Annotated in this window: 19 protein-coding genes; 10 read left to right on the plus strand and 9 right to left on the minus strand. The window is 66.1% G+C overall.

Translation table 11 applies throughout. The annotated features are described in order from the left end of the window. Nucleotides 1-209 precede the first annotated feature (209 nt). From ABD024_RS05300 to ABD024_RS05310, 3 genes are all read left to right on the plus strand, one after another. Nucleotides 210-1,901, plus strand: a complete 1,692-nt coding sequence (locus tag ABD024_RS05300) for a flavodoxin domain-containing protein (protein WP_343850391.1) — start codon at nt 210-212, stop codon at nt 1,899-1,901. Nucleotides 1,902-2,034: 133 nt separating this feature from the next. Beyond that, entirely contained in the window at nt 2,035-4,218 is a 2,184-nt protein-coding gene (locus ABD024_RS05305; RefSeq protein ID WP_343850393.1) for a M1 family metallopeptidase, read from the plus strand. Then, entirely contained in the window at nt 4,218-5,138 is a 921-nt protein-coding gene (locus ABD024_RS05310; protein WP_343850395.1) for a hypothetical protein, read from the plus strand. The genes ABD024_RS05305 and ABD024_RS05310 overlap by 1 nt, the downstream gene beginning before the upstream one ends. 42 nt (nt 5,139-5,180) lie before the next feature. On the opposite strand, the gene ABD024_RS05315 is transcribed toward ABD024_RS05310, so the two are convergent. The 3 genes from ABD024_RS05315 to ABD024_RS05325 form a co-directional block, all read right to left on the minus strand. Next, nucleotides 5,181-5,720 carry a GNAT family N-acetyltransferase gene (locus tag ABD024_RS05315; protein WP_343850397.1) on the minus strand — a complete coding sequence of 180 codons (540 nt, stop codon included), beginning with the start codon at nt 5,718-5,720 and terminating at the stop codon, nt 5,181-5,183. Nucleotides 5,721-5,725: 5 nt separating this feature from the next. Then, nucleotides 5,726-6,199 (minus strand): SET domain-containing protein-lysine N-methyltransferase, encoded by a 474-nt coding sequence (locus ABD024_RS05320; protein ID WP_343850399.1) that lies wholly within the window; start codon nt 6,197-6,199, stop codon nt 5,726-5,728. 90 nt (nt 6,200-6,289) lie between these two features. Continuing rightward, nucleotides 6,290-6,631 (minus strand): ComEA family DNA-binding protein, encoded by a 342-nt coding sequence (locus ABD024_RS05325; RefSeq protein WP_343850401.1) that lies wholly within the window; start codon nt 6,629-6,631, stop codon nt 6,290-6,292. 206 nt (nt 6,632-6,837) lie between these two features. On the opposite strand from ABD024_RS05325, the gene ABD024_RS05330 reads away from it, so the two are divergent. The 5 genes from ABD024_RS05330 (at nt 6,838) to ABD024_RS05350 (ending at nt 12,043) form a co-directional block, all read left to right on the plus strand. Next, nucleotides 6,838-8,262 (plus strand): M20 family metallopeptidase, encoded by a 1,425-nt coding sequence (locus ABD024_RS05330; protein WP_343850403.1) that lies wholly within the window; start codon nt 6,838-6,840, stop codon nt 8,260-8,262. A gap of 22 nt (nt 8,263-8,284) precedes the next feature. Then, the gene (locus ABD024_RS05335; protein ID WP_343854513.1) at nt 8,285-9,016 is read left to right on the plus strand and encodes a YggS family pyridoxal phosphate-dependent enzyme; all 732 of its coding nucleotides are present in this window, start codon (nt 8,285-8,287) and stop codon (nt 9,014-9,016) included. A gap of 182 nt (nt 9,017-9,198) precedes the next feature. Beyond that, nucleotides 9,199-9,903, plus strand: a complete 705-nt coding sequence (locus ABD024_RS05340; RefSeq protein ID WP_343850405.1) for a C40 family peptidase — start codon at nt 9,199-9,201, stop codon at nt 9,901-9,903. Between the two features lie 136 nt (nt 9,904-10,039). Next, nucleotides 10,040-10,657, plus strand: a complete 618-nt coding sequence (locus ABD024_RS05345; RefSeq protein WP_343850407.1) for a rhomboid family intramembrane serine protease — start codon at nt 10,040-10,042, stop codon at nt 10,655-10,657. Between the two features lie 24 nt (nt 10,658-10,681). Continuing rightward, nucleotides 10,682-12,043 (plus strand): amino acid permease, encoded by a 1,362-nt coding sequence (locus tag ABD024_RS05350; protein WP_343850410.1) that lies wholly within the window; start codon nt 10,682-10,684, stop codon nt 12,041-12,043. 38 nt (nt 12,044-12,081) lie between these two features. Here the strand turns inward: ABD024_RS05350 and rapA are convergent, their stop codons facing one another. The 6 genes from rapA to ABD024_RS05380 form a co-directional block, all read right to left on the minus strand. Next, on the minus strand, nt 12,082-14,922 hold the full coding sequence (rapA, locus tag ABD024_RS05355; protein ID WP_343850413.1) for an RNA polymerase-associated protein RapA: 2,841 nt from the start codon (nt 14,920-14,922) through the stop codon (nt 12,082-12,084). Between the two features lie 103 nt (nt 14,923-15,025). Beyond that, nucleotides 15,026-15,703, minus strand: coding sequence for a Fe2+-dependent dioxygenase (locus ABD024_RS05360; protein ID WP_343850415.1), 678 nt, complete (start codon nt 15,701-15,703; stop codon nt 15,026-15,028). Between the two features lie 37 nt (nt 15,704-15,740). After that, nucleotides 15,741-18,074, minus strand: coding sequence for a catecholate siderophore receptor Fiu (locus tag ABD024_RS05365; protein ID WP_343850417.1), 2,334 nt, complete (start codon nt 18,072-18,074; stop codon nt 15,741-15,743). Nucleotides 18,075-18,457: 383 nt separating this feature from the next. Further along, nucleotides 18,458-20,584 (minus strand): M13 family metallopeptidase, encoded by a 2,127-nt coding sequence (locus ABD024_RS05370; RefSeq protein WP_343850420.1) that lies wholly within the window; start codon nt 20,582-20,584, stop codon nt 18,458-18,460. 112 nt (nt 20,585-20,696) lie between these two features. Then, nucleotides 20,697-22,538, minus strand: a complete 1,842-nt coding sequence (locus ABD024_RS05375) for a M14 family metallopeptidase (RefSeq protein ID WP_343850422.1) — start codon at nt 22,536-22,538, stop codon at nt 20,697-20,699. Next, on the minus strand, nt 22,535-23,212 hold the full coding sequence (locus ABD024_RS05380) for a DUF502 domain-containing protein (protein ID WP_343850424.1): 678 nt from the start codon (nt 23,210-23,212) through the stop codon (nt 22,535-22,537). The genes ABD024_RS05375 and ABD024_RS05380 overlap by 4 nt, the downstream gene beginning before the upstream one ends. 647 nt (nt 23,213-23,859) lie before the next feature. Between ABD024_RS05380 and ABD024_RS05385 the strand changes: the two genes are divergently transcribed. Beyond that, nucleotides 23,860-24,381, plus strand: a complete 522-nt coding sequence (locus tag ABD024_RS05385) for a hypothetical protein (protein ID WP_343850426.1) — start codon at nt 23,860-23,862, stop codon at nt 24,379-24,381. A 48-nt stretch (nt 24,382-24,429) separates the two neighbouring features. After that, complete coding sequence (locus ABD024_RS05390; RefSeq protein ID WP_343850428.1) at nt 24,430-25,029, plus strand: hypothetical protein; 600 nt, start codon at nt 24,430-24,432, stop codon at nt 25,027-25,029. Nucleotides 25,030-25,588 lie beyond the last annotated feature (559 nt).

Genomic DNA, 25,588 nt, shown 5'->3' on the forward strand with positions numbered 1-25,588 from the left:
CGTGTGTGCGAATCACGGACAAACATGGGCCAGCCGCCACCCTCCACCGAACCGCTTCGACCACAGCGCCGTGCCTTCTGGATGAGGCCGCCGCACCCGTCGCAGCGGATCAATCCGGCGTCGCGCCCGGTCGGCGCGCTGCCGTGCGTGTGCGCCGCGCGCGGTTTCGAGCAGCGCCTGTCGCCGGCGTTGGTCGCAGAGTTGCAGCGATGAGAAAGCCCGATACGCCGACGGCACGGCGCGCGGCCCTTGGCAACACGATCCTGCTGGGCGGGTTGGCGTTGCTGTCGGCGGCGCTGCTGCTGTTGCACGCGGGCGTACTGCGATGGCGCGATCCGGGAGCCGCACGCTGGATCGACGCGACGCTGGTGCTGTCGGCGTGGCTGGGCCTGCTCGGCTGGTGGCGGCAGCAGCGCCTGCCGGCGCCGCGCAAGCTATTGGCGTTGGCGGATGCGGCGGCCGCTCAGGATCCGCTCGCGGTCGTTAACGGTGCGCGAGTCGACGCGGTACGGGCCGAGGTCGGCGTGCACGTGATCTACGCCGGCCAGACCGGCTTTGCCGAACAACTCGCGCGGCAGACCCTGCAGAGCCTGCAGGCGGCGGGCGTGTCGGCGCGGCTGCATGGCATCGACACGTTGACGCTCGACGAACTGCGTCACGCCGACCGCGTGCTGTTCGTGGCCAGCACCACCGGCGACGGCGAGCCGCCGGACATGGCGCAAGCGTTCAGCCGTCTGACCATGCGGCAACCGGCGCGACTGGACGGGCTGCGCTACGGCTTGCTCGCGCTGGGCGACAGCGACTACGAGGACTTCTGTGGCTTCGGCCGTCAGTTGCAGCGCTGGCTTGAGGTCAGCGGTGCGCGGGCGCTGTTCGATCCGGTGGAAGTGGACAGCGAGGACGAGGCCAGTCTGCGCCACTGGCAACATCATCTGGCGATGCTGTCCGGCGTCAGCGACCTGCCGGACTGGCAGGCGCCGAAGTACCAGCGCTGGCGGCTGACCGAACGACGCCTGCTCAACCCCGGCAGCGTGGGCGAACCCTGCTTCCATCTCGAACTGCAACCGCTGCAGGGCAGTGCGAACTGGCAGGCCGGCGACCTGGTCGAGATCGGCCCCTGCCATGCGCCGGACAGGGTGACGACCTGGCTGGCGGCAAGCGGGCTGGATGGCCGCGTGCCGGTGGCGTTCGGGAAGGAGCGCCTGCCGCTGGCCGCGCTGCTGCAGCGCTGCCGCTTGCCCGAAGTTCACGAGATCGACGGGCTGGACGAGGAAGCCGTGGCGGTGACGCTGCGGTTGCTGCCGCACCGCGAGTATTCGATCGCCTCGCTGCCGGAGGACGGCGCGATCCACCTGCTGGTGCGCCAGATGCGCGGTCGCGGCGGCTACCTCGGCCTCGGTTCCGGCTGGCTTGCGGTGCATGCGCCGGTCGGCGCGGAGATCGCCCTGCGTGTGCGCAGCAACGGCAATTTCCACGCGCCGAGGGATGCGCGGCCGCTGATCCTGATCGGCAACGGCACCGGGCTGGCCGCCTTGCGCGCGTTGCTGAAGGCGCGCATCGCCGCCGGCCATCGGCGCAACTGGCTGCTGTTCGGCGAGCGGCATGCGGCGCACGACTTTCTCTATCGCGACGAGATCGAGCGCTGGCTGGCTGATGGCCGGATCGAGCGCGCCGATTTCGCCTGGTCGCGCGACCAGGCCGAACGCATCCACGTACAGCAGCGGCTGCGCGAAGCGGCCGGCGAACTGCGGTGCTGGGTCGATGCCGGCGCGGCGGTCTATGTCTGCGGCAGTCTCGACGGGCTGGCGCCGGGCGTCGATGCGGTGTTGCGCGACGTGCTGGGCGATGCGCGAGTCGAGCAGCTGCGCGTGCAGGGACGTTACCGGCGCGACGTCTACTGAGCCGGCCGGCAGGCTCGTCGGCATGACCTATGGCCTATGCCTGCCATGACTGGTTGGGTGCACTCTGCGAGGATTGCTCAGGGGGAGTAGCAAGATGCGGCGAATCGTACGCAAGTGGGGATGTTTGTGCGCCATGGCCGCGTTCTGGCCCTGGCTGGCGATGGCGCAGCAGGTCGCTCCGGCGGCGGCAGCCTCGGTACCACCCAGCGCTACCAGCATGGCGCTTCCCGACATTCCCTTCGCGGCCGCCGATGCCGCCGCGGTCACCGTACCCAGCGCTGCAAATGCATGGGGCGGCGAGCGCAGCGGCAACGAGCCGACCCTGTCCGATCGCGTGGTGAGCTATCGCATCGACGCCGAGCTGGATGTGGCGAAACACACGGTAAGCGGCAAGCAGCACATGACCTGGCGCAACCGCAGCGATCGCCCGGTAAGCAAGGTCTACTTCCATCTGTACCTCAATGCCTTCCAGAACGAGGGCAGCACCTGGTTCACCGAGCGCAAGGTGCTCACCGCGCACGGCCGCTCGCGCGGCGCGGCGGCCCTGAAGAAGGGCGAGTGGGGCTGGATCGAGCTGAAGCAGGTGAAACAGGGCGATGCCGCGTTGAAGTGGCAGTTCGTGCAGCCCGACGGCGGCCCGGCCACCGACCAGACCGTGGTGCGCATCGACCTGGCCGAACCGGTACCGGCTGGTGGCACGCTGACCCTGGATATCGACTTCCTCAGCCAGTTGCCGCGGGTGGTCGAACGCACCGGCTGGTTCGGCGAATTCAACCTGGTGGCGCAGTGGTTCCCCAAGATCGGCGTGCTGGAACTGCCCGGCGAGCGCGGTGCCACCGCGCCGCGCTGGAACGTACACGAGTTCCATTTCAACAGCGAGTTCTACGCCGACTTCGGCCTGTACGACGTACGCCTAACCGTGCCCAGCAATTACACCGTCGGCGCGGTGGGCAAGCTGCAGAGGCCGCCCGAGACGGCGAACGGCAAAAGTACGTACCACTTCGTGCAGGGCGACGTGCACGATTTCGCCTGGGTCGCGGCGAAGGGCTACAAGACGCTGGACGGCAGCTGGCAGGGGCCGGGCAGTCCGAAGGTCGACGTGCGGGTGATCTATCCCGACGAATACGCGGCCAGCGCCGGACCGGTGCTCAAGGCCACCACCGACTCGCTGACGTTTTTCTCGAACTCGCTGGGTGCCTATCCGTACGAGACGGTGACGGCGGTGGTGCCGCCGTACAACGCGTCGGAGGCGGGCGGCATGGAGTATCCGACGTTCTTCACCGCCGAGGGCTACGCCAAGGTCGAGCCGGGCACCATCACGCAGTACATGCTCGATTTCGTCACCATCCATGAATTCGGCCATGGCTATTTCTACGGGCTGCTGGCCTCGAACGAATTCGAGGAGCCGATGCTCGACGAAGGCATGAACGAGTACTGGGACGGCCGCATGACACGCGAGAGCGGCGAGAAGATCGTGCTGGCGTCGGGCTGGATGAAGCGCCTCGGCATTACGCCGGCGATGACCGGCTTCGAAGCGGAGCGGCTCGGCGCCGGCCTGCATCAGCCGCCCGACCCGCTGGGCGCGAATGCCTGGGACCGCCTGTCCAGCAGCAGCTACGGTACGGTGTATTCGCGCACCGCCACCGCCATGCACGACCTGGAGGAGCGCCTGGGCACGCCGGTGCTGGAGCGTGCGATGCACGAGTACTACCGGCGCTGGCGTTTCCGCCATCCGTCGTCGGCCGACCTGCGTGCCACCCTGGCCGAGGTCTCCGGCAACTCGCAGGTGGTCGACGAAATCTTCGACCAGTACGTCTACGGCACCGCGCAGATCGACGACCGGGTCGCCAGCATCGACACCGTCGAAGTGCTGCCGCAGGCCGGCAGTACGCTGAAGGACGGCAGGCGCAACGAGCTCGACAGCGACGCTCTCGACAAGCAGGTCGACAAACAGCGCGAGGCTTGGGACAAGGCCCATCCAAACGCGAAGCCGGGCAGCGGACCGTTCCGGTGGCACAGCACCGTCACCGTGCGCCGCGATGGCGTGCCGGTGCCGCAGCTGCTGCGGGTGAAGTTCGCCGACGGCAGCAGCGTGGACGTGCATTGGAACGATGACCGCCGCTGGGCCCGCTTCGATTTCACCAAGCCGTCCAAGGTGGTCTCGGCCACGCTCGATCCCGAGCGGAAGGTTTACCTGGATGCGAACAAGCTCAACGACAGCCGGACGACCAAGGCCGACGGCAGCGCCTCGCGCCGCTGGAGCGCGGATGCCGCGTCCTTGTTGCAGGTCTTCTATGCCTTGGTGGGGTCACTGTGATGATGAACAAACGTGCTTCGCGCCGGGTGGACCTTGGCGCCGTGATGCGCGCCCCGCTGGCCGCCATGCAGTGGCGCCTGCTGTTGTTGTGGACCTCGTTGCTGCTGCTGCCGACCGCGGTGGTCAGTCTGCCGTTGTGGCGCAGCCTGAGCGGGCTGCTTGACCATTCGGTGCATGCGCAGGCATGGGCTGCGCAGTTCAGCCCACTGATGTTCGGCGACACCATCTCGGCGTTGCGCGACGATACCGGCTGGATCAGTGGTGTGGCGATCCTCGGCCTGCTGCTGACCGTGCTGTTGTCGCCGTTCCTCAACGGTATGTTGGTCGGTAGCGGACGCGCCAGCCGCGTGCTGGGATTCTGCCACCTGCTCCAGTGCGGCATTGTCGAATATGGCCGCATGTTCCGCCTGATGCTGTGGTCGATCGTGCCCTACGCGGTGATGGCGGCGTTGATCGGCGTGGCCTTCGACGCAGTGGACCGGGTCGATGCCCGAGCCGTGCTGGAATCGCAGGCGGACCGCACGTCGTACCTGGCGATCGGGTTGGCCGTGCTGCTGTTCGTGCTGGCGCAGGCCATCGTGGAGTCGGGGCGTGCCGCGTTCATCGCGGACGGCAACCTGCGTTCGGCCACCCGTGCGTTTGGTCGTGGCTTCATGCAGTTGTTGCGGCGGCCGTTCAGTACGCTGTCGTGCTATTTGCTGATCAGCGCGATCGGCTACGCGCTGGCGCTGACGCTCGGCGTAGGCCGCGTGCATACCCCGGCGCTCGGCGTGACCGGCCTGGTGCTGGCGATACTGCTGGCGCAGCTGGTGGTGCTGGTGCTGGGCTGGGTGCGCGTGGCCCGCGTATTCGCACTGGCCGAGGTGGCGCGTTCGCTGTCGTCGTCGCGACGCGGCAGCGGTCTGCCGCAGGCGTTGTAGGCAATCGCCGCCCTGCCTGCGCACGCCGGCGGGGCCGTGGGTTCAGCCGTAGGCGCGGCGGTGTTCGCGATGCGGCGGGTAGTAGGCGAACACGTGGCTGTGGCTGCCGTAGAAATCCATGTCCTCGATGTGCTCGCCGCCGAGTCGCTCGGCGACCCGGTCGGAGGCCTCGTTGCCGATCCGCACCAGGCTGATCACGCGCTGGGCGTGCAACTGGTTCCAGGCGAAGTCGAGCACGGCATTGCCCGCCTCGGTGGCGTAGCCGTGGTGACGATGCTCGGGCTTCAGCATCCAGCCCATTTCCAGGTCCGGCCAGCCGTCGGGGTACATCAGGCCAGCGCGGCCGATGAACTCGCCGCTGCCCTTTAGCTCCAGCGCCCACATGCCGAAGCCGCGCAACTGCCAGTGGCCCAGCAGCATCGCCAGCGAACGCCAGGCGTTGGTGCGGTCCAGCGGTTCGCCGTCGCCGATCCAGCGCGTGCTGTCCGGGTCGGCCAGCATCGCGGCGTAGTCGTCGAAGTGCCGTTCGGTCAGTGCGGTGAGGCGCAGGCGCGCCGTTTCAATGGTTGGAATATCGAACATCACGATCAACGGTGGGCGGCAGCCAGCAGTTCAGCCAGTGCACGGGTGCTGCTGGCAAGACTCTCTTGCCAGGACAACCCGGTAATTGTCTCACCTGTGACCGAATCGACAAAATCCTCGGCCTGGCCGGGCGGCAGCAGGTGTCGATAATCCACGGTGATCTCGCTGCCGGCGGGCAGTTCGGCCAGGGCAAACACGAAACCCAGGTGCCACAGCCCGTTCGGCGTGAAGCTGTGGTTGATGTAGCACTCGTCCGGCCAGTCCGGGGACAGCGTGTAGCGGTCCTCGAACCAGCGTGCGCTGGCGTGGAACTGTGCGCTGAGTTCCGGCGAGGCCATGATGTCGGCGTGACGGAAGGTCTGCTCGATGCCGTCCGGCGCGGTGATGATGCGCCCCGCCGCCACGGTTTCGTCGAGGAACAGGCCGTTGCCGGCGCCATGGATGGCGGAGGCGGCGATGTGGTAACGCGGCAGGATCATGGCAGGACGGCGACAGGCTGGGCGCGCGAGTGTAACGCAAGCGGCGCGGCCCGCCGGGCCGCGCCGCCTGGCTTCCGTTTGCGGGAATGGCTACTCCCCGGTCGGCGACTTCTTGTGCGCGGCCTTGGCCGGCACGTCCGTCTTGGCAACGGCATCGTCGGTGTCGTCGCCAAGCTGGATCGCGCTGCGATTGCGCTCGATCGTGGCCTTGCCGATGCCCTTGACGTGGTTGAGATCGTCGGCCTTTTTGAACGGGCCGTGCGCTTCGCGCCAGGCCACGATGGCCTCGGCCTTGGACTGGCCGATGCCATCCAGCGACTTGGCGAGGGTGGCGGCGTCGGCCTGGTTGATATTGACCGGCGTGGCGGCGAGCAGCAGCCCCGGTACGGCGAGGGCGAGTGCAAGGGCGATAGCGACGAGTTTGTTGAACATGGCCTTTCTCCTTGGGCGGTGGTGACGGCATCCGGGTGCCGCCAGCGCACTATGGCGCCGTGGTGCCGGGCCGCGCAGTGGGAGGCGCCGCAGGGTCGGCGTGCGCGATGGTCGCTTTCGTCTGTGGGCGGCTTCCGAGCGCGTGTCGGTGTGGCCGAAGTGCGGCTGTTACAATGCCGGTCTTGTCCGTCTGATGGAGCTTGATCATGGATACTGCCCGCCTTTCGCGCTTTGTCAGCGGCTTGTGGGACGACGAGATCGTGCCGCAACTGGTCGAATACATCCGTATTCCCAACAAGTCGCCAATGTTCGACAAGGACTGGGTGGCGCACGGCTACATGGATGCGGCGGTGAAGCTGATGGAAACCTGGGCGCGCTCCAAGCTGAGCCAGCTGCCTGGTGCCACGCTGGAAGTGGTGCGCCTGGAAGGGCGCACACCGCTCATCTATATCGAGGTGCCGGGCCAGGGCGACGACACCGTCATGCTGTACGGCCATCTGGACAAGCAGCCGGAAATGACCGGCTGGGCCGACGGTCTGGGTCCGTGGACGCCGGTGCTCAAGGGCGACAAGCTGTACGGCCGCGGTGGTGCCGACGACGGCTATGCGATCTTCGGCTCGCTGGCGGCATTGCTGGCGTTGCACGAGCAGGGCATTCCGCACGCGCGTTGCGTGGTGATGATCGAGGCTTGCGAGGAATCGGGCAGCTACGACCTGCCGTTCTATGTGGATCACCTGGCCGCACGTATCGGTAGCCCGTCGCTGGTGGTGTGCCTGGATTCCGGTTGCGGCAACTACGACCAGCTGTGGCTGACCACTTCGCTGCGCGGCATGACCGGCGGCAACCTCACCGTGCAGGTGCTGGAAGAGGGCGTGCATTCGGGTGATGCGTCCGGCGTGGTGCCGTCCAGCTTCCGCATCCTGCGCGAGCTGCTGACGCGGTTGGAGGATCCGGCGACCGGCCAGATCAAGCCGAAGGAGCTGTACGTGGAGATCCCGGCGCAGCGGGTCGAGCAGGCGAAGCTGTCGGCCGAAGTGCTGGGCGACGACATCTATGACAAGTTCCCGTGGGTCGATGGCATGCAGCCAGTCACCAAGGATCTGGCCGAGCTGGTGCTCAACCGCACCTGGCGTCCGCAGCTGGCGGTCACCGGCATCGGCGGCATCCCGCCGCTGGAAAGCGCCGGCAACGTGCTGCGCCCGTTCACCGCGGTAAAGCTGAGCCTGCGCGTGCCGCCCACGCTGAACGGCGCCAAGGCCGGCGAGTTCGTCAAGCAACTGCTGGAGAAGGATCCGCCGTACGGCGCCAAGGTCAGCTTCACCCTGGAGAAGGACGGCTCGGGCTGGAACGCCCCGGCGCTGTCGCCGTGGCTGGAGCAGGCGGTCAGCGACGCCTCGCAGAATTATTTCGGTGCGCCGGCCACCTACATGGGCGAGGGCGGCAGCATCCCGTTCATGGGCATGCTGGGCGAGAAATTCCCCAAGGCGCAGTTCCTGATCACCGGTGTGCTCGGCCCGCACTCCAACGCGCACGGCCCGAATGAGTTCCTGCACATCCCCACCGGCAAGAAGGTCAGCATGGTGGTGGCCGAGGTGGTGGCGCGCCATCACCAGCAGGGCAGCCAGGCCTGAGCGCGATCGTCGGGCCATGAGCATGGACACCAGCTGGCTGGCCGATAACTGGGCGCAGATCCGCCGTCGTGTCGACGCAGCCTGCCGCGAGGCCGGCCGCGATCCCGCCGACGTGGACATCCTGCCGGTCAGCAAGACCTTCGGTCCGGAACTGATCCGGGCCGGGGTGGCACTGGGCATGCACCGCTTCGGCGAGAACAAGGTGCAGGAGATCCGCGACAAGTCCGCGCCGCTGGCGGACTGCGGCATCGACTGGGTGATGATCGGCCACCTGCAGACCAACAAGGCGAAGGACGTGGCCCGGCTGGTCAGCGAGGTGCAGTCGCTGGACCGGCTGGAGCTGGCCGAGGCGCTGGACCGGCGGCTGCAGCACGAAGGGCGCGCGATCGACGTACTAGTGCAGGTGAAGACCTCGTCCGAGCCCAGCAAATACGGTCTCCCACCTGAACAGCTAGCCAGTTTCCTGAACGCCCTGCGCGGCTACGACACCCTGCGGGTGCGCGGCCTGATGACCCTGGCGATCCACTCCAGCGAGCCGACCAAAGTGCGTGCCTGCTTCCGCCTGCTGCGTGAGCTGCGCGACCGAGCTGTGGCGCAAGGTCATGATCTGACGAAACTTTCCATGGGCATGAGCGGCGATTTCCCGCTCGCCATCGCCGAAGGCGCCAGCGAGGTGCGAATCGGCACGGCCATCTTCGGCAGCCGGCCCCATCCGGACTCGTATTACTGGCCGGAGTCGCCTGGTGAAGCATAAGACGACTTGAATCAATAACTTGGATTGAGTGTGCGCCGTGTCGCCGTTTTTTGAAACGGCAGGGTTCAGTTAACCTCAATGCAACATCTGGACGGCCTCTTCTTGTTAAGTTCACTACCTCGTCACGTCGTCAGCTTCTGCTGGGCGGCTAATCCTGTGAACAACAAAGGATTTTTCCCAGCATGTCCATCAAGCAACTGACCGCCGCCGCCGCGCTCGTTTCCGTGCTGCTGGTATCCAGCCCGCTTCAAGCCAGAAACAACTCGGCCGTCATCGACAGCACGGTCGTTGCCCATCTCGGTTCGCCCCTGTTGAGCCAGTTGCCGGCATTCAATCCGGTCCCGTCGCTGGCGCAGTCCGTGGTTCCCGACGCCGCATCGGTGCTTGCCGGCAACAGTGCCGCGGTGGAACCGACCGCCGTTGCCGACGCCACGGCGGCGGACGCGCAGGACACGGCGGCCACCACCAGCGCTGACATCACCGACCTGCGCAAGTCGCTCATCGCGATGGCGATGAAGCTGCGCGACACCCGCTACGTGCGTGGCGGTCGCGATCCCTCCACCGGTTTCGATTGCAGCGGCTTTGTCCGCTATGTGTTCGCCCATGCGGTCGGCATGCAGCTGCCACGCAACTCCGCCTCGCAGTTCCTGGCGGGCCTCAAGGTCAATCGGGCCGACATGCAGCCGGGTGACCTGGTGTTCTTCCGCACCCATGGCAAGCGGCGCATCTCGCACGTGGGCATCTATATCTCGAACGGCCGCTTCATCCACTCGCCGGCCAGCGGCAAGTCGGTGGAGATCTCCAACCTGCACGAGAGCTACTGGGCCAAGCGCTTCGCCGGTGCCAAGCGCCCGGAAGCGATGGCGCAGGTGATTGACAAGGGCTGACCTGTCTTGTCGGTCTCTCCGCGAAGCCGCCGCAAGGCGGCTTTTTGCTTGCCACGGCGGGTGAACGATTGCCGCCGGGTGCGGTCAGCAGCCCGGTGCGCCGTTATGCTGTCGCTGATCCCATGGAAACTGCCTGATGCCTTTTGATTTGCCGCCCGTCACGCGCAACCTGCTGATTGCCAACGTGGCGGTGTTCCTGCTGCAACAGGTGATGGGTCAGCTTCTGATGGTGTATTTCGCGCTGTGGCCGCTCGGCTCCGGCCTGTTCGGGGTGTGGCAGATCGTCACCAGTGCGTTCATGCATGGCAGCATCACCCACATCATGTTCAACATGCTCGCTCTGTACATGTTCGGCGGCACCATCGAGCGCACCTTCGGCGCGCGCGAGTTCACCGTCTACTACTTCGTCTGCGCGATCGTCGCTTCGCTGCTGCAGCTGGCGGTGCTGTGGTTCTTCCCGCCGTCCCAGTACGGCCCGACGTTGGGCGCCTCCGGCGCGATCTTCGGCCTGCTGCTGGCGTTCGGCATGCTGTATCCGCACGAGAAGGTGATGCTGATCTTCCTGCCGATCCCGATGCCGGCGTGGCTGTTCGTGATCCTCTACGCCGCGGCCGAACTGACCATGGGCGTGACCGGGATCGAGCCGGGCGTCGCCCATTTCGCCCATCTCGGCGGCATGCTGGGTGGCCTCGTGCTGATCCAGTACTGGCGCGGGCGGCTGCCGTGGAAGCCAAAGCAACGCCTGCTGCGCTGAGCGCTTTCACGCCGCGAACGCCCCATGACCCAGACTCTCCAGCGCCAACTCACCCCACGCCACGTCACCTTCATGGCACTGGGCATGTGCATCGGCGCCGGCCTGTTCCTCGGCTCGGCCAGCACGATCCAGCTGGCCGGGCCGTCGCTGCTGTTCGCGTACCTGTTCGGTGGCGCGATGATCTTCATCATCATGCGCGCGCTGGGCGAGATGGCCGCGCACGAGCCGATCGCCGGCTCGTTCAGCACTTACGCGCACAGGTACCTCGGCCCGTTCGCCGGTTACCTCACCGGTTGGAACTACTGGATCCTGATGATGGGCGTGGGCATCGCCGAGAGCACGGCGGTCGGCATCTACATGAAGGCGTGGTTTCCCGAGCTGCCGCAGTGGATCTGGGCGTTCGGCAGCGTGGCGATGATCGGCGGGCTGAACCTGATGGCGGTGAAGGTCTACGGCGAGCTGGAGTTCTGGTTCGCGCTGATCAAGGTGCTGACGGTGGTGCTGATGATCCTCGGCGGCGCCGCGATCATCACTCTGGGCTGGGGCAACGGCGGGCATCCGGTGGGGTTGTCGAACCTGTGGTCGCACGGCGGCTGGTTCCCCAACGGCGTCACCGGCATGGTGCTGGCGCTGCCGGTGCTGGTGTTCTCGTTCGGCGGCATCGAGACGATCGGCATGGCGGCGGCCGAGGCCGCGCACCCAGAGCGCACCATCCCGCGCGCGGTGAATTCGGTGATCTGGCGCATCCTGATCTTCTACGTGGGCGCGCTGTTCGTGATCATGGCGATCTATCCGTGGAACGCGCTGGGCACGCAAGGCAGCCCGTTCGTCACCACGTTCGCCAAGTTGGGCATTCCGCAGGCGGCGGGCCTGATCAACTTCGTGGTGATTACCGCGGCGCTGTCCAGCTTCAACTCCACCATGTTCAGCGGCAGCCGCATGCTGCACAGCCTGGCGACCAAGGGGCAGGCGCCGATGGCGATGGGACGGCTGAACGCATACGGCGTGCCGGTGCGCGGCGTGCTGGTGACGCTGGTGTTCCTGCTGTTCGGCGTGCTGATGAACTACCTGGTACCCGGGCGCATCTTCGGCGTGATGATGTCGATCCTCGCCTTCAACACGGTGTGGACCTGGGGCATGGTGCTGGTGGCACACTGGCGCTTCCGTCGGCAGCAGCCGGTGCCGCTGGCCTTCCGCTTGCGCTGGTTCCCGCTGAGCAGCGTGATCTGCCTGGCATTTCTTGCGTTCGTGCTGGTGATGCTCGGCTACAGCGCGGACACGCGGGTGGCGCTTTACGTGGGCGTGATCTGGCTGGCGCTGCTGACGGTGTGCTACCGCGTATGCGGCATCGAACAGCGCATGCGCGCGGTGCCGGCTTCGGTTTGAGCGAACCCTTGCCCGGTCCTCTCCTGCACGCAGGGGCCTCAGCGCAACGCCAGGAAGTCCGCGCTGACCACGAAGCGCACCGCGTCCAGCCGCAGCCGTGACTGCGGCAGCGCGGCCAGCAGTGCGGTGCGCTCGGCGGCGATGGCGGCGATCTCGCTCTCGCTGACCGACGGGTTCACCGCGTGCAGCGCCCGCAGGCGCGACAATTCCGCGTCCAGTGTCTGCGTGGCTAGGCCCACCGCCTCGTCGATGCGTGCCTGCCCGCGCGTACCAGCCAGCGTCTCGGCGCGCTCCAGCATCGGCGGCACCAGCTTGCCGAGGAACTTGCGGTAGCGCGCCACCTCGATGTTGCGGTCGCTGGCCTTGCGCAGCGCGATCTCGCTGGGCGCGAAATCGGCGCGTTCGGCGAGCCGGGTGTCGACGGTGACCACGATCGGCAGGATCGGCAGGAAACGTTCGGCGTCGAGTTTCCGGTCGGCCACGCATTCGAGCAGGAACACCGCCTGCAGCAGTGCAGTGCGCGGCGACAGCACGTCGTCGACCATGAACGCGGCGTTGCCCTGTTCGCCGGACAGCGCCAGGTCCAGCGCACCGGCGACCAGCGGATGGTCGAGCCGCAGCAGCGGCAATTCCTCGCGCGACAGTGCCACCTCGCGCGCGAACGTCACCGACTGCGGACCCTCGGCGAAGCCCGGCAGGGCGTCGGTGGACAGGTATTGCGGATCGAGCAGCAGCACTTGGCCGCCGAGTTCCTCGGCGTGGATGCCGAACGCTTCGAGCAGGCGCTGCACGAAGGCGTCCCGGCCCGGGTCGACATCCTCGCGGGCAAACGCCTGCTGCAGTTCGTCGGCGTGCAGGTCGCGGCTGGAAGCCAGTTCCAGCAGATGGTCGCGGCCGCCGCGGATCAGTTCGGCCATCTGCTCATGGCTGGCGTGGGTGTCGGTGAGCAGCGCGTCGAGTTCCTGGTCGCGGTTGTCGTCGCCGCGTGCGTGTTCGTCGGCCAGCCGGGTCAACGGTTCGCCGTAGCGGCGCAGCAGCTCGCGGCCATCGGCCGGGCTCATGCGGAACGCGTCGATGCCCTCGTCGTACCAGCGCGCCAGCACGTGCTGGGCACTGTCGGCGACGACGAGGATATGGATGTCGATGTCGTGCTTCTGGCCGATCCGGTCGAGCCGGCCTATGCGCTGTTCGAGCAGGTCGGGATCCAGTGGCAGATCCCACAGGATCAGCCGGTGCGCGAACTGGAAGTTGCGACCTTCCGAGCCGATCTCCGAACACAGCAGCAGGCGTGCGCCGTCGGGCTGGGCGAAGTACGCGGCATTGCGGTCGCGCTGGATGATGCCGAGGCCTTCGTGGAAACGCGCCACGCCGACGCCGCTGCGGGTGCGCAGCACGTCTTCCAGCGCCAGCACCTTGGTCTGGCTGCGGCAGATCAGCAGGAACTTGTCGTGCGGGTGCTGCTCCAGCAGGGTGATCAGGGCGTCGATGCGCGGGTCGGTGCTGTAGTCGATTTCGATCAGTGCCGGCGGCTGCTGGATGTCGGCGTGGAATTCGGCCAGCAGTGCCTGGCGCGTGCTTTCCTCGACGGTGTCGGCGCCCAGCAGGTGCCACTCGGGCAGGCGTTTCGGAAAGCCGCCGACGCCGGCACGGTTGTTGCGGAACATCGCACGGCCGGTGCCGTGGCGGTCGATCAACGCGGCCAGCAGTTCGCGGGCGTTGGCGGGTTGGGTCGAATCGGTCAGTTGCGCGGTGAGCGCCGCGTCGCCATGGAACGCGTCGGCCAGGGTGGTGCGCTGGGTGTCGTCGAGCGGCTGGCCTTCGAGCAGGCGGTCGGCGATTTTCGACAGCGCCAGGTAGGTGTCCGCTTCGGCCAGGTAGCCGTCCAGGTCGTGGTAGCGCTGCGGGTCGAGCAGGCGCAGGCGGGCGAAGTGGCCGCTGCGGCCGAGCTGTTCCGGGGTGGCGGTGAGCAGGATCACGCCGGGGATCGCCGCGGCCAGCTTCTCCACCATCGTGTAACGCGGGCTGGCCGCTTCGGGCGACCACGCCAGATGGTGTGCTTCATCGACCACCAGTAGGTCCCACGGCGCGTCCAGCAGCTGCTGGGCGTGCTTCGGCGAGTTCTCCAGAAAGCCGAAATCGGCGATCACCAGTTGCTCGTCTTCGAACGGATTGCCGGCGTCGCCGGATTGTTCCAGCGCCTCGCAGCGCTCCTCGTCGTAAATCGCGAAGCTGAGGTTGAAGCGGCGCAGCATCTCGACGAACCACTGGTAGACCAGGGTGTCGGGCAACAGCAGCAGCACGCGCGAAGCGCGACCGGTGGCGAGCTGGCGCGCGATGATCATGCCCGCTTCGATGGTCTTGCCCAGGCCTACTTCATCGGCCAGCAGTACCCGCGGCGGGCGTCGCGCGGAGGCGATGCCGGCCACGCGCAGTTGGTGCGGCACCAACCCGATGCGTGCCGCGCCGAGGCCCCACATCGGCGAACGGCGTGCCTCGGCACGCCGCTTGAGGCCTTCCAGGCGCAGCTCGAATTGCGCCACGGCATCGGTGCGGCCACCGACCAGACGATCATCGGCTTGGCTCACGCTCTGCTCGTCGTCGAGCTGGCCTTCGTGCAGTTCGCGGCCTTCACCACGATAGATCAGCAGCTCGTCCCTGATCTCGACGCGCTCGACCAGGAACGCGATGCCCTTGCCGGCGACGCGCTGGCCAGCGCGAAACTCGGCGCGCATCAGCGGCGCCGAGTCGATCGCGTACGGGCGCAGCACGCCGGCCTTGGCGAACAGCACCTGCACGCCGCGTCCTTCGACGCGCAGCACGGTGCCGAGGCCAAGCTCGGGTTCGGCGGAGGAGATCCAGCGTTGACCAGGAACGAACATTTTTCAGCCGGGTTGCTTCAGGGGGCCGACGATTATCCGCCCCGCGGCGCGCGCTGGGAACCATGGCCGGCTGTTGCGGCTGTCCGGCCGCCACATCGTGCGCTCAGGTTTCGGCCCATTGGCGCAGCAGGTTGTGATAGACGCCGGTCAGCTGCAGCAGCGCGGCGGCATCGGCGCCGGACTGGGTCAGACGCTGGATCGAGGCGTCCAGCTCGAACAGCAGGCGCCGCCGGCCGTCGTCGCGAATCAGGCTTTGCACCCAGAAGAACGCGGCCACGCGCGCGCCGTGGGTCACCGGCGTGACGCGGTGCAGGCTGCTCGACGGGTACATGATCAGATCGCCGGCCGGCAGTTTCACTTCGTGTTCGCCGTAGGTGTCGTTGACGATCAGTTCGCCGCCGTCGTACTCGTCCGGTTCGCTGAGGAACAGCGTGCAGGAAACGTCGCTGCGCAACTGCGCCTCGGTGGTCAGCCCCATCACCGCGCCGTCGACGTGGAAACCGTACTGGCCGCCGCCTTCGTAGCGGTTGAAGCGCGGGGGCAGGGTGCGCAACGGCAAGGCGGCCGCGTGATACAGCGGGTTCTTCGCCAGCGCAGCCAGCACGATCTGGCCCAACTGCAGGCGCAGCGGCGAGGCATCCGGCAACTGCAGGTTGCGCTTCACCATCGCGCCTTGCGCACCGACGGTTTCGCGGCCGTCGGTCCATTCGGCGGCATCCAGTGCGGTGCGGATCCGGGTGACCTGGGCGGGCTCGAGTACGTCAGGGATGTGCAACAGCATGAATCACCTGTGACATGGCTTGGCGTGGGCGCCGGGATCAGAAGCGGATATTGGCGGTGAGCATCGCCGCACGCGGCGTGCCCGGAGTGTAGCGATAGCCGCTCTTGTTGATTGCCGCGACGTAATCCTTGTCGAACAGGTTGTACAGGTTCAGCTGCAGGTCGACGTGCTGGTTGACCGGATAGCTGACCATCGCGTCGACCACCCAATACGACTCGGTGAACGCGGGTGTGCCGACCGCGCCATCGGTGCCGCGCTTCATCTCGCCGGCGTAGCGGGCGCCGCCGCCGAGGGTGAGGTTGAACGGAAGGTGGTAGGTGGTCCATGCGGTGAACGCGCTCTTCGGCGTATAGGCCAGGTCGCTGGAACCGTCGTTGGCCACCGCGCTGCCGTGGATCACCTTGGCGTCCATGATCGTGTAGCCGGCGCTGACTGCCCAGTTGTCGCTGAGCTTGCCGACCGCGCTCAGCTCGATGCCCTGCACGCGCTTCCTGCCGATCTGGTAGTACTGCAGGTCGACCGGATCCTGCACCAGATCGTTGCTGACGGTGGTGCGGTACAGCGCGCCGGTCAGCAGCAATTTTTCGCCGAGCAGGTCCCACTTCGTGCCCAGCTCGATCGTGCGCGCCTTCTGCGGGTCGAGGTTCGGGTTGTCGGTGCTGTTGGCGGCGCTGCTGAGCGTGAGCGTGTTGCCGCCCGGCGGCTCCTGCGACACGGCGAAGTTCGCGTAGACGCTGCCGTTGGCAGTCGGCTTGTACAACACGCCGAGCTTGTAGTTGGGCAGGTTGCCGGATTTGCTGCTGTCCACGTCGGGCAGCACGCTGCCGGCCGGCAGGGTGCCGCAGGCCGGACCGTTGCGGGCGCCGCAGACCACCATGCTGCTGAAGTCGGTGCTGTAGTGGTCCAGCCGCACGCCGGCGTTGACCTGCCATTGCCCGTTGAATTTCAGCGTATCGAACAGGTAGGCGGCTGCGGTGTCGGTGCGACCCTCGCTGTGCGCCCCGGTGCGGCCGGCGACCAGGCCGCTGACGTCGGCGTCCGGGTGGTACAGGTTCGCCGCCGGCCATGCGCTGCCGTTGAGCGCGGCCAGGCCGATCGTGCCGGCCTTTTCGCGGGTCAGCTCGATGCCGGCGCTGAGGCTGTGCGTGATGCCGCCGGTTTCAAAATTGGCGGTGACATTGGTCTGGTTGGTGAGGATGCGGTTGGTCTGCTTCTTGAAGGTCGGCAGGCTGCGCGCGATGGTCCAGGTCGAGGGATCGGCGGCGTCCGGGGTGAGCAGGTTGGCGGCATCGCCTCGGAACGAGGTGAGCAGGTAGTCCTGATGCGTGCGGCCCCAGCGCGTGGTGTTGTGCAGCGCCACGTCGGTCGAGAAGTCGTGTTCGACGATCACGGTGAACAGGTCCGCCTCGATGTCGTCATGGTCAGCCTGAGTGCCGTAGAAGTTCGACGGGTCGACCCTGGCGGCGTTGCCGATGAACGGGCGCGCCGGATCGGGGCTGCCGTAGCCGGGCAGGCCGAAGGTCGGCACGCCGCCGTCGGGCAGGTTGTTCTGCTGCACGTGCAGGAAGTCGAGGTAGACGCGGGTCGGCGTCTTCAGCCCGAACGCCAGCGACGGGGCGATGCCCCAGCGGTTGCTCTCGACCTTGTCGCGTCCCGGTACGCCGCTGTCCTGGCCCATCACGTTGAGGCGGAACGCGGAGTGTTCGCCCAGCGTCTGGTTCCAGTCGGCGGTGGCGCGCCGGTGCTGGCCGCTGCCGTAACCGAGCGAGCCGGAGATGCCGTCGCCCAGCTGCGGCTGCTTGCTGACCAGGTTCACCGAGCCGGTCGGCGCGGTGCGGCCGTAGTCGGTGCCGGCCGGACCCTTGGCCACTTCCACCTGCTCGATGTTGAACACGTCACGCGAGACCGTGCCGAGGTCGCGCACGCCATCGACGAAGATGCTGCCCGAGGTGTCGAAGCCGCGCATGTAGATGCCGTCGCCGGTGCTGGTGTTGCCGTTCTCGCCGACGTAGAAGGTGCCCACACCCGGGCTGTTGCGCAGTGCCTCGGTCAGCGTGGTGGCGCCCTGCTGCTGGATCAGTTCCTTGGTGATCACGCTGATGGTCTGCGTGGTGTCCAGCAACGGCTGGGTGTATTTCGGCGAGGACAGCTTGTCGACGCGGTAGTCGTTGCCGGTGGTCGCTTCCACCTTCACGCCGGGCAGGTTTTTCGCGGTGGCGACCTGGGCATCGGCGGGGGCGGCCAGCTCCGCGGCAGTGACCGGCAGGGCCAGCGCCAGGCCGGTGAACAGCGTGGCCGCGGTCAGCCGGCCGCTTGCCGACGGCGACTTGCGCTGGCTGACCGGGTGTTTGCGCGAGGTGATGTGTGCCATGGAGATTCCGTGGGTGGATACCGCATTGCGTATCGACAGGGCCTGGCGGATGCAGCTGTCGTGCAATGGCTGGATGCAGGTTTTCGGGCCGAGAGGAAGCGCGCCGCCGGGTGGCTGCGTGCATCGCGTCGACCGACGACGGTCAGTGTTCTGGAGTGCGTGAAGCCCGATCGGCCTGGGCCCGCTGCGCGGATCCGCCGAAGCAGGCGCCTACCTTATTTTTAATGCGAATGATTTGCAATACCCACATGAAGATTGCCGGCATCGCGAATGCCGGAGCGGCGACGGCGCACGGTGCGCGGCACAAAAAAAGGCCCCGCATCTGCATGCGGGGCCTTGGTGCCGGGCATCGCGCGGACTGCGCGGTGCTCAGTGCGTGCCGCTTACCAGATCTTCACCTGCTTGTCGGCCGGAGCCACCATCGCGTCGCCCGGTTTGCACTGGAACGCGCTGGCGAAGGCCGGCATGTTCGACGGGGCGCCGGCCGCACGCAGCGAAGCGGGGGCGTGCGGGTCGGTGTTGAGTTGCAGCAAAGCCTGCTTTTCGCGGATGGAACCACGCCATACGCGTGCCCAGTTCAGGAAGAAGCGCTGGTCCTGGGTGTAGCCGTCGATCTGCTTGCCGGCTTCCTCGGGGTTCTTCTTCAGCGCGACCTGCAGTGCGTCGTAGGCGGCATTCAGGCCGCCCAGGTCGCCGATGTTCTCGCCCAGGGTCAGCTGGCCGTTGACGTGCGCGTCCGGCTTGTCCTTGATCGGCGTATAGGCGTTGAACTGGGCGACCAGCCTGGCGGTGCGCTCGTCGAACTTGCTGCGGTCGTCCTTGGTCCACCAGTTCTTGTTGTTGCCGGCGCCGTCGAACTGGCTGCCTTCGTCGTCGAAGCCGTGGCTGGCCTCGTGGCCGATCACCGCGCCGATGCCGCCGTAGTTGATCCCGTCGTCGGCTTTGGCGTCGAAGAACGGCGGCTGCAGGATCGCGGCCGGGAAGTTGATCGTGTTGTCGGTCGGGTTGTAGTACGCGTTGACCGTCTGCGGGGTCATGCCCCATTCCAGGCGGTCGGTCGGCTTGCCGATCTTGGCGATGTCGTAGTCGTAGTTGAATTTCGCCGCGGCCATCACGTTGGCGTAGTAGTTGTCACCGCTGATGTTCAGGCCCGACCAGTCGCGCCACTTGTCCGGGTAGCCGATCTTCGGCAGGAACGTATTCCACTTCGCGATCGCCTTGGCCTTGGTCTCGTCGCTCATCCAGTCGAGGTTCTCGATGCGCGCCTTCAGTGCGTTGCGCACGTTGTCGACCAGCTCCTGCGCGCGCGCCTTCGCTTCGGGCTTGAACATCTCGGCCACGTACAGCTGGCCCAGCGCCTCACCCATCGAGCTGTTGACCGCGCCCAGCACGCGCTTCCAGCGGACCTTCTGCTCCGGCTGGCCGGACAGGGTCTTGCCGTAGAACGCGAACTTGTTGTCCTGGAAATTCTTGCTCAGGTACGGCGAAGCGTCGTCGATGGTGTGGAAGCGCAGGTAGGCCTGCCACTGGCTGATCGGCGCCTTGGCCAGTTGCTTGTCGAACTCGGCGAAGAACTTCGGCTGCGACAGCGAGAAGCCCTTGTCGATGATCACGCCCTGGGCGGCGAAGAACTTGTCCCAGCTGAAGTGCGGAGTGGCCTTGTCGGCGTCCTTGACGCTGACGAAGTGGTACTGGTTCTCCGGCTTGCGCGCCTCGACCGGCGACAGCGAGGCGGCCGCCAGCTTGGTCTCGAACGCCAGCACGTCGGCGGCCTGCTTCTTCGCGTCGGCCTCGGCCACGCCGGTCAACTCCAGCGCCTTGGCGATATAGGCGACGTAGGCGTCACGGATGTCCTTGTGCTTGGCGGCGCTGTAGTAGTCCTTGGTCGGCAGGCCCAGGCCGGCTTCGAACGCGTAGGCGATCTGCATGTCGGCGTGCTGGAAGTCGGCGCTCGAGCCGAACTGGAAGACCTGCATGTCGCCGTCGACATAGTTCCTGGTGATGTAGTCGGCCACGTCGGCGCCGTTCTTCAAGCCGGCGATGGCGTCGAGCTTCGGCTTGATCGGGTCGAAGCCGGCCTTCTCGATGGCGTCCTCGTTCATGCCCGACTGGTAGAGGTAGCCGATCTTCTGCTCGATCGAACCGGCCGGCGCCGTGGCGGCACCCTTGGCGGCCTTCTCGACGATGCTGTGCTGGGTGTTCAGGCTGCTCTCGGCGAGCGCGTCGAACGCGCCCCAGCGGGTGCGGTCGGCCGGGATCGGGTTGGCGGCAACCCACTTGGCGTTGACGAAGCCGTTGAAGTCCTGGCAGGCCAGCGCGCTGTCGCCCAGTTCGCTGACGTCGAAGATGCTCTTGCCCAGGTCGGCGGCAGCGGTGGTGCTGCTGGCGGCCGGGGCGGTGCTGGCGGTGCTGGCCGGTGCATTGGCGGCCGGTTCCTGCTTGCCGCAGGCGGTCAATGCCAGGCTTACGGCCAGTGCCAGCGCCAGGGGCTTCAGATACTGCTTGGTCATAGGTGTCCCTCTGTGAGTGATGTGTGGTTGTGGTCTGGCCGCGCCGTCGGGTCCCCCCCGGAACGCGGACATGGCCGGTCACGCTAGGTCAAACGTCATGGGTGGCACAGTGTCAAAGGTCAGGGGTGCCATGGCCGCCAGCGGGCTGGACAGGCGTCGACAAGTGCTGCAGTTGTGCGGCGTCCAGGCGCAGCACGGGGTAGGCGCCGACGTGCTGGGCGGCGTACCAGGGCGAGCGTTCGAAGAAGAACGCCAACCGGGCGCGCGGATCGGCGGCGAAGGCGGGATCGTCGTGCAGTCTCTGCGCGAACGCGGCCTTGAGCGCCGGGTCTTTCGCCAGCATGTCGCGCGCCAGCTGCTCGACCACGCGCGGCTCGCCGTATTCCTTGGCCTCGAACACCGCGTCCAGATAGCCCCAGCGCAGCAGCGAGTCCGGCGCCTGCGGTTCGAGCAGGGCGATCGCCACGTTCGCCGCGCGCTGATCCAGCGGCACGACCACCGAGCCGGCCGGCAGGGTCACTTCGCGCGGCACCGCGCGCAGAGCGAAGTCGCGCAGCATCAGGTGACCTTCGAACGGCTTGTCGGCCCACTTTGGGTCGTCGAGCTGGTAGCCCTCGGCATGGAGCGTCTGCGCTTGTTCGATGCGCCGGTAGCGGATGCCGTGGGCGTCGAGCTTGTCGATGACCGCGGTCCATTGCGCCGGCACCACGTAGGCGGACGGCGGGGCGATCGACAAGTCCGGCAGCAGGCCGTTCCAGTTGTCGATCGTGTAGTTCTTCGGCCGACTGGGGTCGTAGCGGATCCACTCACTGTTGGAAATGTCGCTGTGGCTCAGCGTGAACGCGTAGCCCTTGAGTTCGAACGGCGTCGGTTGCGGGTCGGGCTTGAAAGTCAGCGCCACGCGCGCGTTCGCCTCGCCGGCGCGGGCGACGGTATCGGCATCCGCCTTCGCGGTAGCGGCGAGCAGGGCGGCCGGGTGCGCGCCGACCTGTTCCAGCATCAGCTCGACGATGTCGTAGGTGGCCTGCACGCGGTTCGCGTACGGCTTCAGCATGTGCGTCTCGATCAGCAGCGCGGGGCGGTTCTGCAGCGCGGCGTAGCCGGTGGAGAAGCGCGGGCCGGAGCCGAAGTTCACTAGCCCCAAGCGCGGGTCGCGGCCGTCCTTGAACTCCAGGTAGATCGAGGCGAGGTGGCCGCGCTTCTCGTACGCCGGCATCGCGTGCTTGACGATCGCGTCGTGCTGCCATGCGCTCACCGCTGGGTCGAGCTTGTGCGGGTCCTCGGTGTACCAGGTGAGGTCGTACTGGTAGTCGGCGCCGTCGGTGGTGTGCACGTCGATCAGCAGATCCGGCAACCAGTGCTGCCACAGCTTCAGCCACGCACGCATTTCCGGCGCGTCGGCTTTCATGTAGTCGCGGTTGAGGTTGAGGTACTGCGCCTGGCCGCGGAAGCCCATGCGCTCCGGGCCGTTCTGGTTGATGCGGTGGTACGGGCTGGAATTCTCGTGGCCGTCCACGCTGAACACCGGGATGTACACCAGCACCACCTGGTCGAGCAGGTGCGGGTGCTTGCCGCTGACGGCCACGTCGCGCAGCAGCATCAGCCCGGCGTCCTTGCCCTCGATTTCGCCGGGATGGATGCCGGCCTGCAGCAGCACCACGGGTTTGTGCGCGGCGCGCGCGGCGGCCGGATCGAACGTGCCGTCGCCACTGGCGATCACCACCGTCATCGGCCGGCCTTCCGGCGTGCTGCCGAAGGTTTCGAGATGGATCACGCCCGGCGCCGCCCGCTGCAGCCGCTGCAGATAATCGAGCGTGTCGGCGTAGCTCGGCGTGGTGCGGAAGCGGGCGGCTTCGGCCGGCGTGATCCAGTCGGTCGCGCCCGGGCCGGCCGCGTGTGCGGAAAGGGCCGCGACTCCGAGCAGGGCGCACCACAGGACGCGGCGCAGGCTCATGCGTGATCCCCGCTATGGTCGTGGTGCGGCAGCACAGGCGAAGCGGGCAGGGTATCCGGCGCCACCGCGCCGCCGGAAATGATGAACGCCATCGCCTGGTCCATGGTCCAGTCGGTGGGCGTGAGCTCGTCCAGCGGCACCACTTCCAGATAGCCGCCGGTGGGGTTCGGCGTGGTCGGGATGAACACCGCCGCCATCTCGCGGCCGCTGCCTTCCTCGATCATCACCCGGGTGACGAAGCCGACCACCTTCATGCCGCGACGGGGGAACTCCACCAGCACCACCCGCTGCACGCCGGACGGCTTGTTCTGCAGCACCGCCATCAGCTTCTTGGTGCCGCCGTAAATCGTCTGCACCAGCGGAATGCGTGCCAGCAGGGCGTCAAAGGCATTGAGGAAACGCTGGCCGATCACCCGGTTCGCCAGGGCGCCGAGCAGGTACAGCGCGAGCAGGGTGACCGCCAGCGCGATGATGAAAGTCAGCCACTCCATCTTCAGCGACTCGGCCGTGTGCGGCGCCACCAGCGCCAGCCCGTTCAGCAGGGCGACCACCAGCGGCGCGCCGATGCCGGCCAGCATGCCCAGCACGAACTTGAACACCAGCCAGGTCACCCACAGCGGGATGAAGGTGAGCAGGCCGGTCAGCAGGTAGCGTTTGAGGCGCAGGCGGGGCATGGGGTGGTCCGGGTGCGAGGGGATTCCGCATTGTAGGCGAGGGCGGTTGTGCTGCGCCCGGGCACGAGGTTCCGGCGCAACGTTGTCCTCCCAAGGTCGTCATTCCGGTCGAAGGCCAGCCCGCCGCAGCTCCCTTCCACATCCGTCATGCCTGCGAAGGCAGGCATCGCACTCCCACACCCGTCATGCCTGCGAAGGCAGGCACCGCACTTCCACGCCCGTCATGCCTGCGAAGGCAGGCATCGCACCTTCATTCGTCATGTCTGCGGCGGAGCCTTCAGGCAGAGCAAGAGCTTTCGTCTGCCTGCGGCAGCCGAGTTACTTTTCTCTTGCGTGGCCAAGAGAAAAGTAACCAAAAGAGAAGGCCACCCCGCTTGGCGCTTGCCGGACTCCTGTCCGGCAAGTCCGTGAGCCGGGGCCGGGCTTTTCGACAGCACATCCCTGTGCTGGCGAAAAGGCATCGGCATCCTGCCGATGCCCGCTACGCGGCCTGTCGACCCCAGCTCACCGCCGCACAGGGGAGGGGTAGGTCAACAGCAACGGCAACAGCAACGAGCCCAAGGTTACTTGCTTGACGGTCGAGATCGTGACGGGGGAACATCCTTTGATATCCCCGGGTTTGGGATCAATTAAACGTTAGGGCGCTCATGAACGCTGACGACATTCGGACGTTAATTTCGGTAGCCGCTCTGGTGGCATCGGCCATATCGTTGTACTTCACGCGGCGCTTCTGGCTCCAAAGCAATCGGCCAGTGGTCACAGCATTCGTTGATGAGCATTCATCCGGGAACATGGCCACTGCATTCAATTTAGTACTTTCAAATACGGGTAACCGTCCGGCTGTTAACGTGCGTGTTCACGTTGATTCTAAGATGCTTCGCAAGCTAATTGGCGAGGGCGCTACCCCTAAGATGGCGGCTGAAATTGAGAGATGCTTCTCTCCTGCGGCTATGATTGCGTTGCTTCGTAATGGTGAAGAGCTAACAACGGCATTTGGGTCATACGGCGTTGAACGTTCAAGTCAACATCTGAACTATGGCGCCGAGATATCTGTCGCAGTGACATATGATGATCTAGACAAGCGATCTTATAAAGCCTACATGCCCCTCAAGGTGTTCGCTCGCAATGGCTTTGGCGGAGCCATCTGGGGTGAGCGTGTTAGCAATTAACCTGAGTCGATTACTTGGTCGCTTAACTCCAGTTTTAGGCAAAAAATAATGACTCCTACGTCTTTCGAAGAGTTGCGGGCTAGAATTCATCGCGCGGAAATAATTGCTCGACGAGCCGATTCGGTTGGATATCAGAAGAATCAAACCTTAGCCGACGGTTCGAAGCATCAGTACCAAATTTCCGGGATCAAATCTCCAGAGCAGTTTGAGGACGATCTGCTGACGCTTTTTGTTTGGGTCTGGAGCCTGAAGGACTATCTAAAAGAACTTTACAAGTCTATGGGCCTTGATCCACGACTGGTGGAGGAAATGGCCAATAATTGCACGGCGCTAAAATACGTTTCTGATGTCGCAAACAAAGCCAAGCATGGCATTCTTCAACAAAGCAGATCTGGTCAATTTGCTGAGCTTGTGAACGTCGGCCATAGCGTCCCGCAAGCGGCCATTTCTAAAATCACATTCAGCGCCTTTAACGTCGAAATTGATGTATCAAAAGCAGATCAAGTTCTTCTGCACGCATTCGTCAAGCCGCGAGGTGGAGAACCAATCGATGCTTTTGAAGTTCTTGCGCAAGCGATGCTGACATGGGAGACAAAGGTCATTCCCAGCACGCGTGTTCAAGCAGATGCCGCTTCGAGGCCTCTTTAGACTCACGCGCGGGCAAGGCAACGCCCGAGCCTGCGGCAGCTTGATGCTTCACACTTGGCGGGGTAGGCAACCCATCCCGCCGGACTTGCCGGCGGTCGGCGCCGGGCATCCGGATATCGGCGTCGAGGGCTTTTCAATCCCCGCCGACCATCGCGACATTCCCGCCGACTGTTTTTCAGTCCCCGCCGGGCTGCAGGATGTCCCCGCCAATGTGCGCGCACTCGACGCCAACTGTTTGCCTGTCCCCGACGAGTATCGGCACCTCCCTGTCGATTGAATGCCAGTCTCCGCCGACTGCGACGCAACCGGCGTCGGGTGTTTGCCAGTCGGCGTCGACTGTCAGCCACTCCCTGCCGACTGAGATTCAATCGGCATCGACTGCCGGGCGACTCGGCGCAGAGCATGGCTTCGTCACACACACCCATCATTAGGGAGTGTCAGAAATCCTGTGTTTGAGCCACAGATCTTTCAGCCGTTGCTGTGGTTCTGCTTTGTCTCGGCTTTGCTTTGCCCTGCTCTGGCCCTTCTGAAGAGTGCGGGCCACGATGGCCCGCTGCTC

The sequence above is a fragment of the Rhodanobacter soli genome (assembly GCF_039523495.1).
GTDB lineage: Bacteria > Pseudomonadota > Gammaproteobacteria > Xanthomonadales > Rhodanobacteraceae > Rhodanobacter > Rhodanobacter soli.

What these genes read in the sequence shown, in the direction of transcription:
- ABD024_RS05300 (WP_343850391.1), top strand. Translation starts at nt 210, where the DNA reads ATGAGAAAGCCCGATACGCCGACGGCACGGCGCGCGGCCCTTGGCAAC.
- ABD024_RS05305 (WP_343850393.1), top strand. Translation starts at nt 2,035, where the DNA reads ATGGCCGCGTTCTGGCCCTGGCTGGCGATGGCGCAGCAGGTCGCTCCG.
- ABD024_RS05310 (WP_343850395.1), top strand. Translation starts at nt 4,218, where the DNA reads ATGATGAACAAACGTGCTTCGCGCCGGGTGGACCTTGGCGCCGTGATG.
- ABD024_RS05315 (WP_343850397.1), bottom strand. Translation starts at nt 5,720, where the DNA reads ATGTTCGATATTCCAACCATTGAAACGGCGCGCCTGCGCCTCACCGCA.
- ABD024_RS05320 (WP_343850399.1), bottom strand. Translation starts at nt 6,199, where the DNA reads ATGATCCTGCCGCGTTACCACATCGCCGCCTCCGCCATCCATGGCGCC.
- ABD024_RS05325 (WP_343850401.1), bottom strand. Translation starts at nt 6,631, where the DNA reads ATGTTCAACAAACTCGTCGCTATCGCCCTTGCACTCGCCCTCGCCGTA.
- ABD024_RS05330 (WP_343850403.1), top strand. Translation starts at nt 6,838, where the DNA reads ATGGATACTGCCCGCCTTTCGCGCTTTGTCAGCGGCTTGTGGGACGAC.
- ABD024_RS05335 (WP_343854513.1), top strand. Translation starts at nt 8,285, where the DNA reads ATGGACACCAGCTGGCTGGCCGATAACTGGGCGCAGATCCGCCGTCGT.
- ABD024_RS05340 (WP_343850405.1), top strand. Translation starts at nt 9,199, where the DNA reads ATGTCCATCAAGCAACTGACCGCCGCCGCCGCGCTCGTTTCCGTGCTG.
- ABD024_RS05345 (WP_343850407.1), top strand. Translation starts at nt 10,040, where the DNA reads ATGCCTTTTGATTTGCCGCCCGTCACGCGCAACCTGCTGATTGCCAAC.
- ABD024_RS05350 (WP_343850410.1), top strand. Translation starts at nt 10,682, where the DNA reads ATGACCCAGACTCTCCAGCGCCAACTCACCCCACGCCACGTCACCTTC.
- rapA (WP_343850413.1), bottom strand. Translation starts at nt 14,922, where the DNA reads ATGTTCGTTCCTGGTCAACGCTGGATCTCCTCCGCCGAACCCGAGCTT.
- ABD024_RS05360 (WP_343850415.1), bottom strand. Translation starts at nt 15,703, where the DNA reads ATGCTGTTGCACATCCCTGACGTACTCGAGCCCGCCCAGGTCACCCGG.
- ABD024_RS05365 (WP_343850417.1), bottom strand. Translation starts at nt 18,074, where the DNA reads ATGGCACACATCACCTCGCGCAAACACCCGGTCAGCCAGCGCAAGTCG.
- ABD024_RS05370 (WP_343850420.1), bottom strand. Translation starts at nt 20,584, where the DNA reads ATGACCAAGCAGTATCTGAAGCCCCTGGCGCTGGCACTGGCCGTAAGC.
- ABD024_RS05375 (WP_343850422.1), bottom strand. Translation starts at nt 22,538, where the DNA reads ATGAGCCTGCGCCGCGTCCTGTGGTGCGCCCTGCTCGGAGTCGCGGCC.
- ABD024_RS05380 (WP_343850424.1), bottom strand. Translation starts at nt 23,212, where the DNA reads ATGCCCCGCCTGCGCCTCAAACGCTACCTGCTGACCGGCCTGCTCACC.
- ABD024_RS05385 (WP_343850426.1), top strand. Translation starts at nt 23,860, where the DNA reads ATGAACGCTGACGACATTCGGACGTTAATTTCGGTAGCCGCTCTGGTG.
- ABD024_RS05390 (WP_343850428.1), top strand. Translation starts at nt 24,430, where the DNA reads ATGACTCCTACGTCTTTCGAAGAGTTGCGGGCTAGAATTCATCGCGCG.